The following is a 17,044-nucleotide window of genomic DNA, read 5'->3' on the forward strand; positions in this document are numbered from 1 at the left end:
TCTTCTATCTATAAGCCTATCTTCCCATATAAATAACATAAAAAACAGTCAATTTTTTCATACAAAGCGGAAAAAAATAGTATTGCTGTCAATCATTCACTCTATTCTCTAGTGATGCATATTCGATCTTTCTATTCCACTCTTTTTACATTCTGGTGTAAATCCCCTTGACTACGCGGATTGATTCCCTTATCATCAAGGGTAACCATATTCAATCAGAATTTTCAGAATATTCCGTTATATTTTTCATAACGGCGATTCATTGGAAGACAGGGAGGATGAAGAGAGTGAATGAAGCAAAACAAGTCCCATGGACAGGAGAACCAAACCAACGAGCGATCAACTATTTGAATGAAGAAGGCAAAGTGATCGTCTGCCCAACCAAAGTCGGCTATATCATTGCCGTCTCTGATAAAAAAGGGCTGGAACGCAAGTTTTCAGCAAAGAATCGCAAGCGTAACAAACCAGGCGTCGTTCTTTGCAGCTCATTGGAGCAGCTACATGAATTAGCCGAATTAAATGCGGAAACCGCCGCCGTTTATGAAACGTGTTGGAACAATGACGTGTTATTCGGTGCGATTTTGCCTTGGAAAGAATCAGGAAAAGCCTATATCCCAAAAGATGGTTCAGAAGAATTGATGACGGACGTTCGGGGAACCAGCTGTTTCGTGATCAAATTCGGTGTCCCTGGTGAGCAGATCTCAAAAGAACTTTGGGATCAAAAAAAGAAATTGCTTTTCGCCAGCTCAGCGAACCCTTCAGGCAAAGGAAATCGCGGACTTGTTGAAGGGATCGGCGAACAAATCGCGCAAGAAGCCGATCTGATCATCGAAGGCAACGACTATGTTGCATCGATCCAACCAGACAAAACGCTGGAAACCCGCTATGAGCAAGGAGTCATGGTTTCTTTCGTTGACCAAGACGGCAACTTGATTCCAGAGCAAGGAGACCAACGCTCCATCACGCCAGCACCTGTCTTGATCCGTAAAGGACTCGATGTTGAAAAAATCCAAATGTACCTTTCTGATCACTTCAACTCATGGGACTATCGCCACGGGGAGTATTATTAATCTTTCATCGTCAACAAAGAACCGAAGAACCAGCTAACGGCCCTCCTTTTCAAGGAAAAACGCTCAGCTCGTTCTTCGGTTTTTCAATAGAAAAAAATACTTTTCTTCTATCGTGTTTCTTTCAAAAGCTGAATGATCTGTGCCTGTTGTTTGATGATCGTATCTTGTTGCTTGATTTTAATCCAGTTTTGATCGATTTGGATAGCTGCTCCAAGGTCTTTGTAACTGAGTTTGGGGATCTCCATGAACAGTCCGCGGTGAGCAGCTAAGTCATTAAAAATCTGAACAGACAGACCTTCACTCAATTCATGAACCTCTTTTTCTACAATATACTGGTTGATCAGGTCTTCTACAGTCAAACGCTTTTTTCGTTTCTTGCCTTGTGTGCCATTCGAATTTTCAGATTTCTTGTTCGTACCAAACATTTTTGTTCTCCTTTCGTTAGGTCATCCTTCCTCCATTTTGTGATTCCGTGTCTCTTCTTCAGTGACCAAAATAAAATTGAGAGAAACCTACATACGAACATTTTGTCATAAAACAGCATTATAATCTACATTTTGTTGTTTTTAAAGATAAAAAAGGAGGTAAATTACGATCGGATTTTCTCTGTCATAGAATTCCAACTCTATTTCTGCTATAATCCCCTCATAAACACATAGGAGGGACTCTATGAAAAAGCATTCCTCAATTGCTTTCTAGGGGACGACGCCAATGACAGTGACTTTGGACTACACTTACTGCTGGGTTGTGGGCTGCCGCAACACAGTGCTTAGCACAAAACGAAAAAACTAAGCGTGGTACGGATTGCGAAATCGCATGAAGCTGGAAGCAGAAGTAATCGTTACGGACGGTGAATGTGTCCCTAGCCAAAGAAGCCTGATGAAGAACGAACGGAACCCTTTTCTCTCAAAAGAAATCATTCTTTTGGAGGAAAGCAAAATGAGAAAAGGTGAAAATACGACCTTTGTTTGTAAAAACTGCAGTACGCCTGTGGCACCCTTGACCAATGGTTCTTACCGCAACCATTGTCCCCAGTGTCTCTACTCGTTACACGTGGATATTCGCCCGGGTGATCGTCAAAATACTTGCCATGGCCTGATGCGACCCATCGATTATCGCCAACATTCCAAAAAAGGCTATCAGCTGCTGCATCAATGCACTCGCTGCAAAAACCAGCAGTGGAATATCGTGGCACAGGATACGCAACAGCCTGACCATTTTATTGAGTGGTTGGCTCAAACCGCTGCGTATCACTAAACAGCCAAAGAAGACCATGCTTCAGGCTGGTCTTTTTTGGTAATCAGAACAACGGCCCCCTTATACCACTAACTGCTCATAGACATTGTCGTCATAAGAAGTGCTTACTTTAACCTAAAAAAAACAGCTCGCTGTCTCGTCGATTGGTTGACGAAATCAGCGGGCTGTCCTGCTAGTGTCTTCTTGATGATTTTACGTTGGTTTGCGCTTATTCAAAAACGAATTGATTGTGATACAGTTCCGCATAAAAGCCGTCAGCCGCCACCAATTGATGGTGATTGCCTTCTTCAATGACTTCGCCGTCCTTTAAGACAACGATGCGATCGGCATTCAAAATCGTCTTCAAGCGATGGGCGATCACAAAACTGGTTCGTCCTTTGATTGCTTCATCCATTGCTCGTTGAATTTTCGCTTCGGTCACGGTATCAACATTACTGGTGGCTTCATCCAAAATCAACAATTCTGGATTGGTCAAAATCGTTCGGGCAATACTCATCAATTGTTTTTGACCAGTACTGAAAAGATTATTCTCTTCGGTGATCTCCGTGTCATAGCCTTTTTCCAACGTCATAACAAACTCATGGATATTGGCTTGTTTCGCTGCTGCAATGACTTCTGCTTCGGTCGCTTCTGGTTTCCCAAAAGCAATGTTTTCACGAATCGTCCCTGAGAACAGCACGGATTCTTGCAAAACGATTCCCACTTGAGAACGCAGCAGATCCAAGTCTAGCTCCCGGATGTCGATGCCGTCAAAGGTCACAGAACCACCATTCACATCATAGAAGCGATTCAACAAGTTCATGATGGTCGTTTTTCCTGAACCAGTCGGTCCGACCAATGCGACCATTTCGCCTTTGTTGACCGTGATCGACACATCTTTTAGGACCAATTTTTGACTGTCATACCCAAAGTCCACATGATTCAAAGCAACCGCCTCTTTGATGCCCTTCACTTTGATCCCGTCTTTTGGTTTGACCTCATCAGGTTCATCAAACATTTCATTGATTCTGCGCGCACCGGTGATCGCCAACTGAATCATGCTGTAACCAGAAGAGATCTGCATCAATGGTTGGTAATACTGCTGCGAATACTGGACAAAGGTCACAACTAATCCTAAAGCAACGGAACGTTCTAAGTCACCGTTCAATGCTAACCAGCCACCAAAAAAAATCACGATTGCCGTGTTCAACAAGGACATCCCTTGCATCAAGGGGAAAAGCAGCCCAGAGTAGACTTGCCCTTTGTAGGTAGCTTCCCGGACTTGTTGGTTGTGGACCAGAAAACCATCGATGGTTTCTTCTTGCAGTCCATTGGTGATGATGATTCGTTGACCACTGATTTTTTCATCGATATAGCCGTTTAATTTTCCGACTTCATCTTGCTGCAGATCGACATATTTGCGGGCTTTTTGGATCACGATCACCGCGATCAACACCGCAATCGGGGTAGAAGCAATCGTTGCCCATGCCAATTCAACGTTTTGACGGAACATCATGATCAAGATCCCCACCATTAAGACTACATTGGTCAGCACTTGCAACAATGCTTGGTTCAGACTGTTTTGGATGTTATCCAAGTCACTGGTGAAACGGCTCAAAATATCACCGTCTTGATGAGAATCAAAGAATTTGATCGTCAATTTTTCCAGTTTATTAAATAAACCGATCCGCATTCTGTTGGTTGATTTCCCCACCACTTGCGTGAACAAGATACTATAGACAAAATTGGCTGCACTGGCTAAGACATAAAAAATCAACAGTTTCCAAATGATCGATAGAAAAGCCGATTTATCATCGACCCCTTGCATCAAACCGCCAACATAATTCGCCAATTCCTGGAACGCTTCTCCGATAAAGACTGGCGCTTGTACTTGCAGATACGTTGCCAGAATCACCGTCACAAAAATGAATAGAAACGACCACTTGTATTGTTTTAAGTAATGGTAGAAAAATTTACTCGCTTTGAACAAATCTGTCATGGTTACTCCTCTCCTTTCTGTGTTGCGAAGATTTCTTGATAGATGGCATTGTTATTGGCTAAAAATTCATGGCTTCCTTCACCAACCAAACGTCCATTATCTAAAACGAAGATGCGGTCGGCTTTCACAACAGAGGCAATCTTTTGCGCGATAATGATTGTTGTCGTGTCTTTTAATTGTTTTTCAAACGCTTCGCGAACCAATTTTTCCGAACGCGCATCTAATGCACTCGTACTATCATCCAAAATCAAAATTTTCGGTTCACCGATCACGCCTCGAGAAATCGATAAGCGTTGCTTTTGTCCTCCAGAAAAATTGCTGCTGCGCTCGGAGACCGGCGCTTCAAAACCCGCTGTCAATTTTTGAATAAATTCGCTGGCTTGAGCGATTTCTGTTGCGCGAGACATCTCAGACTCTGAGGCATCTTTTTTCCCTTGCCGCAAGTTTTGGGCAATCGTTCCTGAAAAGAGGATCGCTTTTTGCAAGACAAAAGCGACCGTTTTACGCAAGCTTTGTTCATTGACTTCTTTCAAGTCAACGCCGCCAACCCGCACGACACCTTCCGTTGGGTCAAACAAACGGGGAATCAGTTGCGCCAGTGTTGATTTGCCGGCACCAGTCGCCCCTACGATCCCAATCATTTCGCCAGGTTTGATGGTAAAACTGATAGCCGTTAGGGCATTTTTTTCATCCCCAGGGTAACGGAAGCTGACGTTTTCAAAAGCGACACTTCCAGACAATTCTTGTTCTGGGACATCTTGGTATTGCAGATCCGGTTCGGTATCTAGAATCTCTTTGATCCGTTTTAGCGAAACTGCAGCCCGTGAAGTCATCATCATCATCATGCCGCCGATAATGATCGCCATCATAATTTGCATCAAATAATTCATGAATGAGGCAATTCCCCCAATCAAGGTTGGGTCATCTTTCGCTAGATCACTGACAAAGAAAATCGCGCCGACCACTGCTAAGTTGGCCGCCAGCATAAAGGAGGGGATCATTACAGAGAACAGGGTTCCTACAATAATGTTATGCTTCGTTAACGTTTCACTGACTTTTGAAAAGCCTTGCAGTTGGTTGTCTTCTTGAACAAAAGATTTCACCACACGAATCCCCATCAAATTTTCTTTGGCAATCCCATTGATTTTGTCGATCAAGTTCTGGATGATCATAAAGTGTTTGCCCATCCGTGTAAAGGATAGTGCCGTAATCACTAGGACAGCGATAATCAGTAAGACGATGATCCACCACAGTTGCGGCATGGTTGTCATCGCCAAAATGAAGGCACCGATAAATAAGAACGGGATGCGAAACAACGATTGTAGCGAGATCATCACTAAGTTTTGAATTTGCGTGATGTCATTGGTCAAGCGCACCACAAGATTTCCCGCTGAGAAGGTTTCGATATTTCCAAATGAGAATGTCTGGATTTTCCGAAACATCTCTTCTCGAATATCGGCACTAACGCCTTGCGCCACTTTCGCAGAAAAAACCGTGTTGATGATCCCTGCAACAAGGCCTAGCAATGCTAGCCCAATCAACTGCACACCAATTTTTTTCATTTCATCATTGTTTTCAGTAATAATTGATTCTAGCACTTGCTGCAAGAGCTTTGGCTGCCATAATGCAGCAACGACCATTAAAATGACCGATAATAAGGCAATGCCAGTTGCCGCTTTGTACTTTTTGACATGGCGTAAGACCAGATCCATATACGTACCACTCCTTTGTGTTTAGCAGAAAAGACTGCCAAAAAATTTCGGTTGCACAACAATTTACCATGGATCACGACTAGAAACAAGCGAACAAATAAAACAAAAAGAGCTTTCATGAAAGCTCTTTGAAAATATTGCATAAATGTTGGCGAAAATAACGAATAATAAAGGGATTATGATGATCCTCAAGAGGGTCTTCCTTATTTTCTGTCGCTAAATCTTTGACTTACGATTCGCTGTTTTCCAGCTCACTTTTTTGTTTTTTTGTCAGTTTTTGTTTGACTAGATCGTAGGAAACCAAAATCATTTGTTCGATGTTTTCTTCCATCAAGGCATCAGATGCCAACTTGATGGTATTCCAATGGGTCTTATTGGCATAATACCCCGGAATGATGACGTCAGGAAATTGCTCTCGCAGCGTTTCGTTGACCTCGGGCAGATTTTTCAAAGTCAAAAATGCTGTTTCTTCTGCTTGCGGACTCATGATCCCAAACTGTTTTCCTACTAAATCAAAGTAGATTGCATCCCAATCTTCGCGGTAATAGACTTTGGCTCCCGGCAAGCCTTCCCCAAATGCTTGAAATCGCTGCATTTTTTGTGCAATTTTTTCTTCAATCGATGTACTCATTGTGTTTCCCTCACTTTCTACTATCAAAACCGTCATTTTCTGTCTCAATTTTGACAGATTGAATCGCTTTCTGCTCTATTTCCTACTATTATACATGGTTGCCGTGTAAAAAGGGATTTTTTATCAATGGCATGTCGCCTGAAAATGACTCTTGAGAGCTGCATGCGGCGTTACATTCATTCATCTCTCTCAGAAGATACAAAAAAAGCCCTCATCAGCGAGTAAGATGTACTCGCCAATAAGGGCAATTGATTACTAGATGTCATGGACAAGATTCATTTTAGAATCTTAGTACCAACCATTTGCTTCCCAGAATGCTTTGGCAGCAGACCAAGAACCATAACGTGATGCAACATATTCATCGGCAACCTTTTCTTGGTTAGCAGCTGAATAGTCACCATTTAAGTAAGAGTTGGTTAATTGGTAACGGCCGTAGTATTGTCCGTTTGTCGCTGTGTAAGAACCACCAGATTCTTTGTTTGCGATCCATTCTTTTGCTGAAGCTTCTGAGCCGCTAGCTGAAGAGCTGTAGCTTGAGCTGCTTTGTGTGCTTGCAGCAGCAGATTGTGTGCTGCTTGATTGTGAAGCTGCTGGTTCACTTGGTTGTTGTACACTTGCTGCAGCAGTCGTGTTTGCAGATTCTGTATAAGTGGCAGTGCCATCTGTAGGGATGATCAATGCTTCCCCAACAAAAATCAAGTTTTTATCAGCAATCTCGTTTGCTTCAACGATCGCATTGATCGTATCATCAGAGCTATAACCGAAAAAGTTAGTAGCGATTGTTGATAATGTATCACCAGATTGAACAGTGTATTGTTCGTCTGCAAAGGCGTCTTTCCCACCTAAGAAAAGGCCGAAACCGGCAAGGACAGCTGTACTAAGTAAAACAGTTTTTAAAGACTTCATATAATTAAATCTCCTTCTTTGAAACTCATTTTGCGTCATTTGAGATGACTCAAGCGCATAAACAAGTCTAACACCGAAGAATATTTCATAGGTAAAGAAATCATTACAGATGATTACGAAAACGACAGTTGCCTTACGTTTCGTAAGAATTGAAAAAGACTATCATATCAAGCTTTTCTCTGCTGTAATTTTTAACATTACAGTTATTTTGTTTCTAGGTAAACCAGTTAACCTTAGAAAACCTTTCTTATATTACAAAAAACCCTCTTTTTACACAGATTTGTAACAAAAGAAGGAATGAGACCTTGTCTCGTTCCTCATTTACTTCCTATTTTTTCTTCACTGGGATCAATTTATTCATGACGATCGCCGCAATAGCGCTTAAAGCAATCGGTGAATCTAATAAATATTGTAAGAATTGAGGCGCAGATTCTTTGATTTCTGCTGGCATAAACAACAAGCCGATGGCAATAATCAATGGTACCCCGATAATATACAACTCACGCTCGGAAAACTCTTCATTCTTAATGACCCGAAAGCCGCTCAACAAAATAATGACACAGACGACCGCGAACACGCCGCCGATGACAGCAGAAGGTACTGCGTGAATCAAGGCTGAAAGTTTTCCCATGAAGGACAATAGGATAAACCAGACGGACGCCATCACAAAGACTTTTTTACTAGCAACCCCGGTGATCGAAATGATCCCTGCATTGGTAGAATAACCAGTTACAGGTGTCGTTCCAACTAAGGCGGCAACCAAGCAGCCTAACCCTTCACCGATCACGCCTTTATTGATCTGTTCATCCGTAACAGGTTCTTCTGTCACAGAACTGACCGCGTACCAAGTTCCTGTTGTTTCTGCTAGGAGAACCATATAGATCACTAGCATCGTTAAGATCGCTGAAACATCAAAATGCAGGCCATAGTTTAGAAATACCAGTTTTGGCAGGCTAAAGAAAGAAGCATCCGCCACCGACTGAAAATCAACGCCCCCCATAAAGGAAGCAATCACGGTACCGATAACCAAAGCAATAATGACCGAACTGATTCGGAAGTATTTTCCCATTCCTGGAAAATAATCGCCTAACATGGAAAACAAGATCAAAATCGCCGCAGTAATCGCAGCTAACAACATGTTTTGATTGGCACTTAGTGTTTCAGTGGCAGGATAGATATTGCTAGTAAAGGCCGTTGGCAACAGCGTCAAACCAACGATCATGATGATCGTTCCACTGACGATCGTAGGAATAAAATGACGAACGATATACTTATAGATTCCAGTAAAACCTAGTAAAATGACTGCTGCGGCACCAACAATGCTGGCACCTAACACCGTGTCCATGCCGTTGGCACCAAAATAAATACCGATGATCGCTCCAACGGGTACAAAGGATGGTCCTTGACATACAGGTAATTTCAAGAAAAAGAGGACTTGGATCAAAGAAGCGATCCCTGCTCCTAAAAAGGTCGATTGGATCAAACCTGATGCGTCTGAAGAGGACATCGCCACCGCGGTTGCGATAATAAATGGCGGCACATACACGTCCATTGCCAACACATGCTGTAATCCTAAAAGTACTGCTTGACCAAAGGGAATGTCTTCGTTCATTCCGATCGTTAAATGTTTGTTTTTCGTTGATTCCACTGTCTCATTCTCCTCATTTTTCGTGTACTTTTTTTCCTTGGACCCAGACTTGGCGAATATTTTGCATCGTTGCTAAGTACAGGATTTTTTGTAATCTTGCTTCGGGTGAAGTAAACACACCGAAGTCAGGCAAAGGATTTTCTTTTTGTCGCGTATCGATCACTTGCACATCAAACGCATACCCTTCTTTGATGACACCTACTGGTAATCTCAGTGCCTCACCGCCGCCTTTTGTCGCCAATGAGAACGCATCGATCACGGATATACGAGAATCAGCTACTCCTCGTGTGTTTTGAGGAAGCGTGACATCCACGCCATCTTCTAACATTCTCGAAGACATCACAGCTTGTTTGATGTTGTCATACAAACTCGGTGAAAAACCGCCGGAGATATCCGTTCCTAAACCAATCGTGACCCCTTGTTCTTTCAAGCGCTTGATTGGGATCACGCCATTGGCAAAGTAGGCATTTGAGATGGGACAGTGCGCAACTGCGGCGCCGATTTCGACAAAACGGGCGCCGTCAGCTGGGCTGATGAAATTGCCATGAGCCATCACTGCTTTTTCTCGCAACAAGCCGAAATCTTGCAGCACTTCGGTATCCGTTTTGCCAAATCGCTCTTGAACAAAGTCATGTTCCCATTGCCCTTCACTGCAGTGGGTCTGAACATGGACATCATATTTTTCAGCCAATGCGCCTAACCCTGCCAAGCCTTCATCGGTACAGCTCGGGACAAATCGCGGAGTAACCACAGGATAAACGCCTTGAGGTGCGGTCTTTGCGATTGCTTGTACTTCTTGAATAAAACGTTCTGTATCCGCTAATGCCTCTTCTGTTGATGCGTCCCGATAAAAAGCAGGATTGGCTTGAGGATCGTCCATAACGACTTTTCCGACTAATCCCCGTTGACCAAGAGTGGCACAAGTCTTCGCCAATTGAAGACTCGCTTCTAGATGGATCGTTGCAAAATAAAGAACCGTTGTCGTTCCTCTTGCCAATAGCTGTGCCACCAAATCTTGATAGACAGCTTTGGCAAATGCTGGATCGGCATATTTTGCCTCCAGCGGAAACGTGCATTCATCTAACCAGACATTTAACGGTTCATCTAACGCGATCCCTGCTTGCGGCCATTGCGGTGCATGGACATGCAGATCGACAAACCCTGGTAAAAAGCACTGGCCTTCAGATAAAGCCTGAAGATTCTCTGATGCTTTTGCCAGCTCTGCCTCATACCCTTGATCTGTTTTGGCAGTGACTTTCGTGATGATCCCTGCGTCATCGACTTGAATCAAAGCTTCTTCTATATATTCTAGTTTTCCATCAGTTGGCGTATGGAAAACATCTCCTTTAAAATAGTGAATGGTTGCCATTTGTTTGATTTCCCCCGTTCTCTAAGACATTGTCAGGAAAAAGCCGTTCATTTAATGTTCCTTTTTCACTAACACGATGTTCTTATTTTAACGCTATTCGAAAATAGTGCAATAAAATTCACTATCATAAAGAAAGATAAAACGATAAATGTTCGGTTTTTATGCGATTTCAAAAAAAGACACCGTCTAGAAATAAGACAGTGTCAGTTAACGACGCTTATACTTTTGTTTTCTTTAGTTGCCGATAAAATACCACCAGTCCACCTACTAGCAAACAGAGTACTCCTGCAATCGAGCCCCATTTTGCTGGCTCTAAAAAGCTTTGGATCCTTGAGGTCTGATTCGTTGCCGTCGTTCCTGATAGCTGAAACAAGAAAGCCAGCGGCTGATGTTCAAAACGAAGAATAACAAATAGGAGTGTCATCAAAAGAAATTGATGTACCAGACTCCCTTTGCTTTGTGTGGCATACTTGGCTAAGCTCTGCTGTTCAATTGCTTCCGGTTTTGCCGCCAAATACTGTTTCGTGAGCCATTGATTCAATCCCGCATTAAAGAAACTAATGACAAATAAACTTATTGGGATCAAAAGATCGCTGCTAAATAGAAGAACACCAACCATCAATCCAAGCAAATACGCCGGTACTAACTGTTTTTCTAGCAAGCGTGCGAGTTTTCCTCCGAGAAACATTGCGCCAAAAAGGCCCAGTGCATAAGGCAAGTAAACGTGAGTACTAAGCGCTTGTGCCCCAAATCGACCGGTAACATAGACCGAGCCGAAAAGAAAAAGAAAGTTACCGATCACTCCCCGAATAAAGGTGAGGATGTTCAAGTGAAGCGGCTGTTTCCACGAGCGGCTGCGTTTCGTTAAAGTGATCAGCAGCAAAGCAAAGAGAAACAAGAAGCCAGTAATCGCCCACTCAAACAGGGCATTCGACTTGATCAGCCTGGCTGCTCGCAAGCCAAACAGTAAGAGAAAGAAAAAGAAATACAACAAAAACTGCTTGTTGAATAACTGGTTGCGCTGCATCAACGGTCTTTTTGGGAGGTTGTTGAAGGTTTGACTACTCTTAGCTGCCAGCACAAAGAGTGCAAAATAACTGCCAAATAGGCCAACGCCTTGAAGGTCATCAGGCAACCGTAAGGCAAACAGTAAAACAAAAAGAAAGAACAGCGCCTCCTTCCAATCATTTTTCAGCGGCTGTTCAGTGAGCTTGGCTTTTTGTCGTACCATCAGATCAGCTGGCGGCAGCCAAGAAGCACTGATCCCCAACAAACCAGCAGCTGGCAAGAGTGCCACGCTCCACCAAGTGCTCAAGATACCTACCAATGCGCCGGCGCCGCCGATCAAGACACTTGCTGCTAACAATGATGGTGCAAAAAGCGCCGTAAGCGTCTGTAAGAAAAAGACCCCTGTCATGCGAAAGGTATAAAAGAGCGCAAAGGCTAATGCTGCACTTAGCGACTGCTCTTTGCTCAAAGATAAGAAATATAGATACGGGATGATCGTGATCGTATTGCTGATGATCAAAAGTGCGGTATGGGATTTTAAAACTTTCATCGTCCGACTCCTTGCCTTGATTTAAAGTTCCATCTTTCTTCTATCCTACACTTTCAAGCAATCCTGTCAACTTGCGTGCCAAATTTAAGCAAAAAGAAACCAAGTGTATTGTCAAAAGACTGACACTTCGTTTCTTTTTCTTATTGCGATTTTCGGCTAGGAGCCAGTAGACTGAATCGTTTGCTTAATTGCCTGAATTTCTTCATACAACCCTTGAAACTCTTTTGCAAGCTCACTCATGATGTCTGCGCTCATCAAAAGATCTTCCGCATGACTTAATAGTAAGGACATCCAAACTTTGTCCCCTTGAGCTTCTTGTTGAACTAACTTCCGATGTGCCAAATGGGCTTCATGATAGTGTTCTTTTCCTTTTTCGATTGCTTGCAGTGCAGCCAGATTCTGGGCTTCTCTTCCTTTTTGAATACTTTCAAAAAAGCAACTTCTTGCCATACCCGCTTGCGAGATAATCTGAAAACAAATTTGTTCTTTTTCTTCCATTCTACTCTCCTATTAGTTCAAGTGCTTGTTCCAATGCTTTTTTTCCATCCATCATGCCATAGGTGCGCATGTCGATACTGGCTGCTGGACAAGCAACTAAGCCTTGGACTTCATTTAATCGGTAAGAAACTTGCGGTCCTAACAGTACGCAATCAGCATCTTTTGCTGCAGTCGTGACAGATTCAATGGAGAACGCATCGATCGCCACCGCTTCTCCTTTTTCTTGCGCTGCTTTCTTCATATTATTTACTAAGACGCCAGTAGACATGCCGCCAGCGCAAACCAACACTATTTTTTTCATCATTGTTCCTCCATTTTCTCGTTATTTGTTACTCAACGACTGCCGCTTGGGTTTGCAGATTCTTTTCTTCAGCTAGTGCTGCTTTGTCTTGCAGACGCATAAAAGGGATGTAGATGATGACACATAAGACAAATTGAATCAATTGTGCAATGATCCCTTGCCAGCCATTCACTAAGAAGCCACCGAAAATAATCGGAAAGCCAGTCGGGATATTGACTCCATTGTGATAAGGCAAAAAGCCGACAATTGTTAAGAGATATGCTGACAACACGGAAACAGCCGGTGTTAACATCAAGGGAAGCAGCATTCTGATATTCATCACCTGAGGAATCCCAAATTTGATTGGCTCAGAAATACCAAACATGGAAGGGATCAATCCAATTTTACCAACAGCTTTTAGTTGCTCTGATTTGCAGCCAAAAATAGCCAGTAAAGCGACTGCAAATGAACGAGCCCCGCGATTGTTCAAAATAAACCCAATCGTAAACAGATGTGGTAATGCTTGGCCGGCACTGTACGCCGCCAGATTATCAAGCCCTGGTTGGTAAAAGACCAACATCAAGATCGGATAAACAGCCAACACTCCGTGAATGCCAAAGAACCAAAGAAATTCGATAAACGCCACAATGATCATACAAGCAAAAATATTCGCTCCTAATAAGGTCAATGGAGCTTGTACCCAAGTATAGATCATATCTGTCAGTGTGCCGTAAGGAGTTGCCGCCATACCCACGTAAATGATGCCCATAATGGCTGAAACAATAATTGCTGGCACGATCGCTGCAAAGGATTTGTTGACGATCGGCGGTACCGAATCCGGCATTTTGATCATCAAATTCTTCTGTACACATAAAATGTAAATTCTGGCACCCAACAATCCGCCAAACATGGCGACAAACATCCCACCGGAGCCAAGGGTCGACAACTCCATCGTACGGGTTTCTTCTAAAGTCGAAATCGGACTCAAGATCAAAAATGATACCAAACTCATGATACCGGCATTTAGTTGATCCGCATTTAAATGCTCGGCTAATTTATAGCCAACTAGAAAGGCGACATAAACGGAAACGACATCGATCGTCATCGCGTTGACTTGGGTTAATAATGCTTTCACACCAATTTGTTCCATTATCTGTTGCGTTGCCCCAATGTCGATCGCATTGATCAAGGAAGCAATGGAACTGATCATCATGACGGGCATTAAGCCCATCATTGCATTGGCAATGGCTTTCATATAAATATTGTTTTGTACTTGAACGGCTGCAGCTAGTATTTTATCTTTCAGTGTATTCATAAGGTCCTCCTTCACTTAATCCCGCAAGTATTTATCTTTAAGCAGCTGGATTTTCTGCTGTGAAAAACCCAGTTCTTCTTTTACATACGTTTCAATCCCCCCATGAGCCTCAATCAAATCCAAAGCGGTTTGTAAAAAACACGGATCAGCTTCTTTGAAGTATCGCATTGCTGCCACAAAATCGGGGTTGTTCGTTTCTTCTTGTATCTGCTTGAGACTCTTGGTATTTTTCTCCCTTTTGTACTCGTTGGTCAGCAGGTAATCTTCCATGACCTCTTCATAACTGACACCCAACAGTAACTGAATCAGGGCAACCCCATACCCGGTGCGGTCTTTGCCACCACGACAGTGCTGAACCACTGCACCTTCAGCTTCCAAATGAATGGCCAATACTTCTTTAAAAACGGTCTTGCATTGACTGTTTTCAACAAATTCATAATTTTGCCGAATCATCAATTCTTTTGCAACTTCGGCGGTGATTTTTTCTGCAGAAAGCGCCATTGGCTCCCCATCTTCTGAAGAAGCTAAAGCAGCAATATCAGCAATTGGCGTCAAATAAAGTATCTGAGCATTCCCAATGGGTTTGTCTTCATTGTCTGCTCTTTCTTGGGCATTGCGGTAGTCAATAATTTTCTCAATTCCCAGAGCTGCTAATTTTTTCTGATCAGCTTCTGTCAATTTGCTCAATTCGTCTGAGCGGTATAGTTTTCCAGTCACTACGTATTTGCCCTCTTTGGTCCGATAGCCGCCAAAATCGCGAAAATTATACGCACCTTCTAAGGTTACTTTTTCATTTGTCATATACTACTCCTTTAAATAATTAATGAACGTCATAAAGTCCGTTGTCGCAGCTAGTTTGTTTACTTTATCCAACGAAGAACATTGTTTGATCAAATGATCATTCAGCGGTTTCACTTTTAAGTGATCTTGTTCAGCAATCACTAATAAGAAAACGAGACGAACCGTCTGTTTGTACCAGAACACTGGCTTTTTCAAGTTTGCAACGGCAATCACCGTTTCTGCACCAATCAGCGCATTGGGATGAGGGAAAGCGACTGACGGTAAGAAATCGGTTCCAAAAAAGGCTTCTCGTTCAAAAACCAACGTTTCAAAATTCTCAGGCATTGAATACTGTTCTTTGATTTGTTGGCATAAAAAATGCAACACCGCTTCTTTTGTTTCAAATTCTTGTTCACAGATGAATAACGATTCCTTAAAGTAGTTCAAAAGCACTTCTTCTGTGAAGACAGCGGCCAATGCGGCTTCGATCTTTTTGATCATATCCGGTTGCATAAAATAATCAACACTCATAACAGGAATCGTTCCTTCGTAAGGAAGTGGAATCGAAGAAAAGATAAAATCGAACTCCTGCTCTTCGATCATTTGCAAAAATTCATATTGATTGCATACCGTGACTTTCTTGATATAATTGCGAAAATAAAACTCAAATTTCTCTTTAAGGAAGGTATTGGCCGCTCGGCCTAGGTCATTGACCACTAAAATATACTTGCGCTGTGTTTGCGAATTTTTCTTATTTAAAGCCACATCAAAGTGCATCGCCAAATAGCTGAGTTCATGATCACTGATGGTCTTTTCAAATTGCTTTGCAATGACTTGACCGGCAATGATGGCTAAATCATAAGCGACATTACAGTGTACCTTCACCTCATTCAACAAAGGATTTTTCAGCTCGATCCCCAATTCGATCCGATCGATCAGCGGAGCAAAGTGCAACATCAACATCGTTTGCAGATCCAAGTCTTTGCTGAAATCGATTTGGCGGCTTTCCTTGATCGCTTTTAAAATTTTGCTGACCAATTCTGCTGCTTCATCTGAAACAGTCATCTTTTCATTTCTAGGGACTACTCGTTTGCCAACGATTTGCCCTAAAACATAATTTCGCTCGTATTCGGTAAAATGTACAGCACACTCTTTTTCAATTCTGGCGATGATTCGCTCTCCTAGTAATGTCTGCTCATCATTGGTCCTGCCGCTGATCGGTAGGTTTCGATCTAAGTAGCGGCCGCTTTGCATGCGTAAGACAGCGATCGCTAAATGATTCACCAGATTGTTCAAAATAGCCTCCGACATGGGGTAGGCTTTTTGCGAAAACTCCGTCGAAACGATCGCTTTTATCTGCTGGTGAAGAAGCGACGGTGTATCTTCGCTGATTGTGCCCTCTTCTAACTGCTTGATATGGGTTCTTTGCAAATAATTACTAGCCATAAACCGTCTCAAGTCAAATTCGCTACCGCTAAGTTTCATTCCGTAATACGGCTTCGTTTGAATGGAGAGCTGGTAATGGCTTAGTATCCGTCGCAGCTTTTTCAATTCTTGAGATAGCTTACTCTGAGAAATGAATAAGCGTTCGCAAAGCATTTCGGATTTAATATACGTTTCTTCTTGAATAAAGAATTCAATAATTCTAGAAACAAAGTCGTCATTGTGGGACGCTTGTTCTTTCCTTCGCTGAAAAGCTTCTTCGTTCGTTATTTGTAAATACAACCCACTCCCTTTTTTCGCTTGAATCATACAACCGTATCGTTCTTGATGCTGGTTGATTTCTTCTGCATAACGGCGAACGGTTTTTCTGCTAACACCCAACTCGGCAGCAGCCGCTTTACTCGTCATAAAACCGTCATGCTCCGAAAGTGTTCTTAACAACAATAGGCTTAATTTTTCCATCTCTCTCTCCCTCGCTTACTAGTTTAGAGTCAAACCCAAGCAACCTCCATAGGTATATCTTCCCTTTCATTAAGGGAAATTTCTACAAGAAGTTGCTTGCCTTGTGCTTTGCTTCTTATCAAAAAAACGAATGGTCG

Annotated in this window: 15 protein-coding genes; 2 read left to right on the forward strand and 13 right to left on the reverse strand. The window is 42.7% G+C overall.

Going from position 1 to position 17,044, the window contains the following annotated elements; translation table 11 throughout:
* The first annotated feature begins 278 nt into the window (after window positions 1-278).
* Window positions 279-1,070, forward strand: coding sequence for an L-threonylcarbamoyladenylate synthase (locus IGK63_RS12690; protein WP_176273425.1), 792 nt, complete (start codon window positions 279-281; stop codon window positions 1,068-1,070).
* A 107-nt stretch (window positions 1,071-1,177) separates the two neighbouring features.
* On the opposite strand, the gene IGK63_RS12695 is transcribed toward IGK63_RS12690, so the two are convergent.
* Window positions 1,178-1,495: a hypothetical protein gene (locus tag IGK63_RS12695; RefSeq protein WP_086316521.1), complete on the reverse strand. Its 318-nt coding sequence runs from the start codon at window positions 1,493-1,495 to the stop codon at window positions 1,178-1,180.
* Window positions 1,496-2,009: 514 nt separating this feature from the next.
* Between IGK63_RS12695 and IGK63_RS12700 the strand changes: the two genes are divergently transcribed.
* The gene (locus IGK63_RS12700) at window positions 2,010-2,327 is read left to right on the forward strand and encodes an RNHCP domain-containing protein (protein ID WP_008380645.1); all 318 of its coding nucleotides are present in this window, start codon (window positions 2,010-2,012) and stop codon (window positions 2,325-2,327) included.
* A 208-nt stretch (window positions 2,328-2,535) separates the two neighbouring features.
* Here the strand turns inward: IGK63_RS12700 and IGK63_RS12705 are convergent, their stop codons facing one another.
* From IGK63_RS12705 to IGK63_RS12760, 12 genes are all read right to left on the reverse strand, one after another.
* Window positions 2,536-4,305, reverse strand: coding sequence for an ABC transporter ATP-binding protein (locus tag IGK63_RS12705; RefSeq protein ID WP_005234100.1), 1,770 nt, complete (start codon window positions 4,303-4,305; stop codon window positions 2,536-2,538).
* A 2-nt stretch (window positions 4,306-4,307) separates the two neighbouring features.
* Window positions 4,308-6,017 (reverse strand): ABC transporter ATP-binding protein, encoded by a 1,710-nt coding sequence (locus IGK63_RS12710; RefSeq protein WP_077451992.1) that lies wholly within the window; start codon window positions 6,015-6,017, stop codon window positions 4,308-4,310.
* A 229-nt stretch (window positions 6,018-6,246) separates the two neighbouring features.
* Entirely contained in the window at window positions 6,247-6,648 is a 402-nt protein-coding gene (locus tag IGK63_RS12715) for an MmcQ/YjbR family DNA-binding protein (RefSeq protein WP_008380641.1), read from the reverse strand.
* A 288-nt stretch (window positions 6,649-6,936) separates the two neighbouring features.
* Window positions 6,937-7,554: a LysM peptidoglycan-binding domain-containing protein gene (locus tag IGK63_RS12720; RefSeq protein WP_275626532.1), complete on the reverse strand. Its 618-nt coding sequence runs from the start codon at window positions 7,552-7,554 to the stop codon at window positions 6,937-6,939.
* 328 nt (window positions 7,555-7,882) lie between these two features.
* On the reverse strand, window positions 7,883-9,166 hold the full coding sequence (locus tag IGK63_RS12725) for a uracil-xanthine permease family protein (protein WP_016612741.1): 1,284 nt from the start codon (window positions 9,164-9,166) through the stop codon (window positions 7,883-7,885).
* Between the two features lie 49 nt (window positions 9,167-9,215).
* A complete protein-coding gene (guaD, locus tag IGK63_RS12730; protein ID WP_275626531.1) occupies window positions 9,216-10,571 on the reverse strand; it encodes a guanine deaminase in 1,356 nt (451 codons plus the stop codon).
* A gap of 217 nt (window positions 10,572-10,788) precedes the next feature.
* Window positions 10,789-12,129 (reverse strand): hypothetical protein, encoded by a 1,341-nt coding sequence (locus IGK63_RS12735; RefSeq protein ID WP_016621626.1) that lies wholly within the window; start codon window positions 12,127-12,129, stop codon window positions 10,789-10,791.
* A 156-nt stretch (window positions 12,130-12,285) separates the two neighbouring features.
* Window positions 12,286-12,627, reverse strand: coding sequence for a PTS lactose/cellobiose transporter subunit IIA (locus tag IGK63_RS12740; RefSeq protein ID WP_061053195.1), 342 nt, complete (start codon window positions 12,625-12,627; stop codon window positions 12,286-12,288).
* 1 nt (window position 12,628) lies between these two features.
* Window positions 12,629-12,928: a PTS sugar transporter subunit IIB gene (locus IGK63_RS12745; protein ID WP_034872120.1), complete on the reverse strand. Its 300-nt coding sequence runs from the start codon at window positions 12,926-12,928 to the stop codon at window positions 12,629-12,631.
* 28 nt (window positions 12,929-12,956) lie between these two features.
* Complete coding sequence (locus IGK63_RS12750; protein ID WP_061053196.1) at window positions 12,957-14,222, reverse strand: PTS sugar transporter subunit IIC; 1,266 nt, start codon at window positions 14,220-14,222, stop codon at window positions 12,957-12,959.
* Window positions 14,223-14,237: 15 nt separating this feature from the next.
* Window positions 14,238-15,023 carry a tyrosine-protein phosphatase gene (locus IGK63_RS12755; protein WP_275626530.1) on the reverse strand — a complete coding sequence of 262 codons (786 nt, stop codon included), beginning with the start codon at window positions 15,021-15,023 and terminating at the stop codon, window positions 14,238-14,240.
* Between the two features lie 3 nt (window positions 15,024-15,026).
* The gene (locus IGK63_RS12760) at window positions 15,027-16,907 is read right to left on the reverse strand and encodes a BglG family transcription antiterminator (protein WP_086297971.1); all 1,881 of its coding nucleotides are present in this window, start codon (window positions 16,905-16,907) and stop codon (window positions 15,027-15,029) included.
* Between the last annotated feature and the right edge of the window lie 137 nt (window positions 16,908-17,044).

The sequence above is a fragment of the Enterococcus sp. AZ040 genome (assembly GCF_050499185.1).
In the GTDB taxonomy this organism is placed as follows: domain Bacteria; phylum Bacillota; class Bacilli; order Lactobacillales; family Enterococcaceae; genus Enterococcus_D; species Enterococcus_D entomosocium.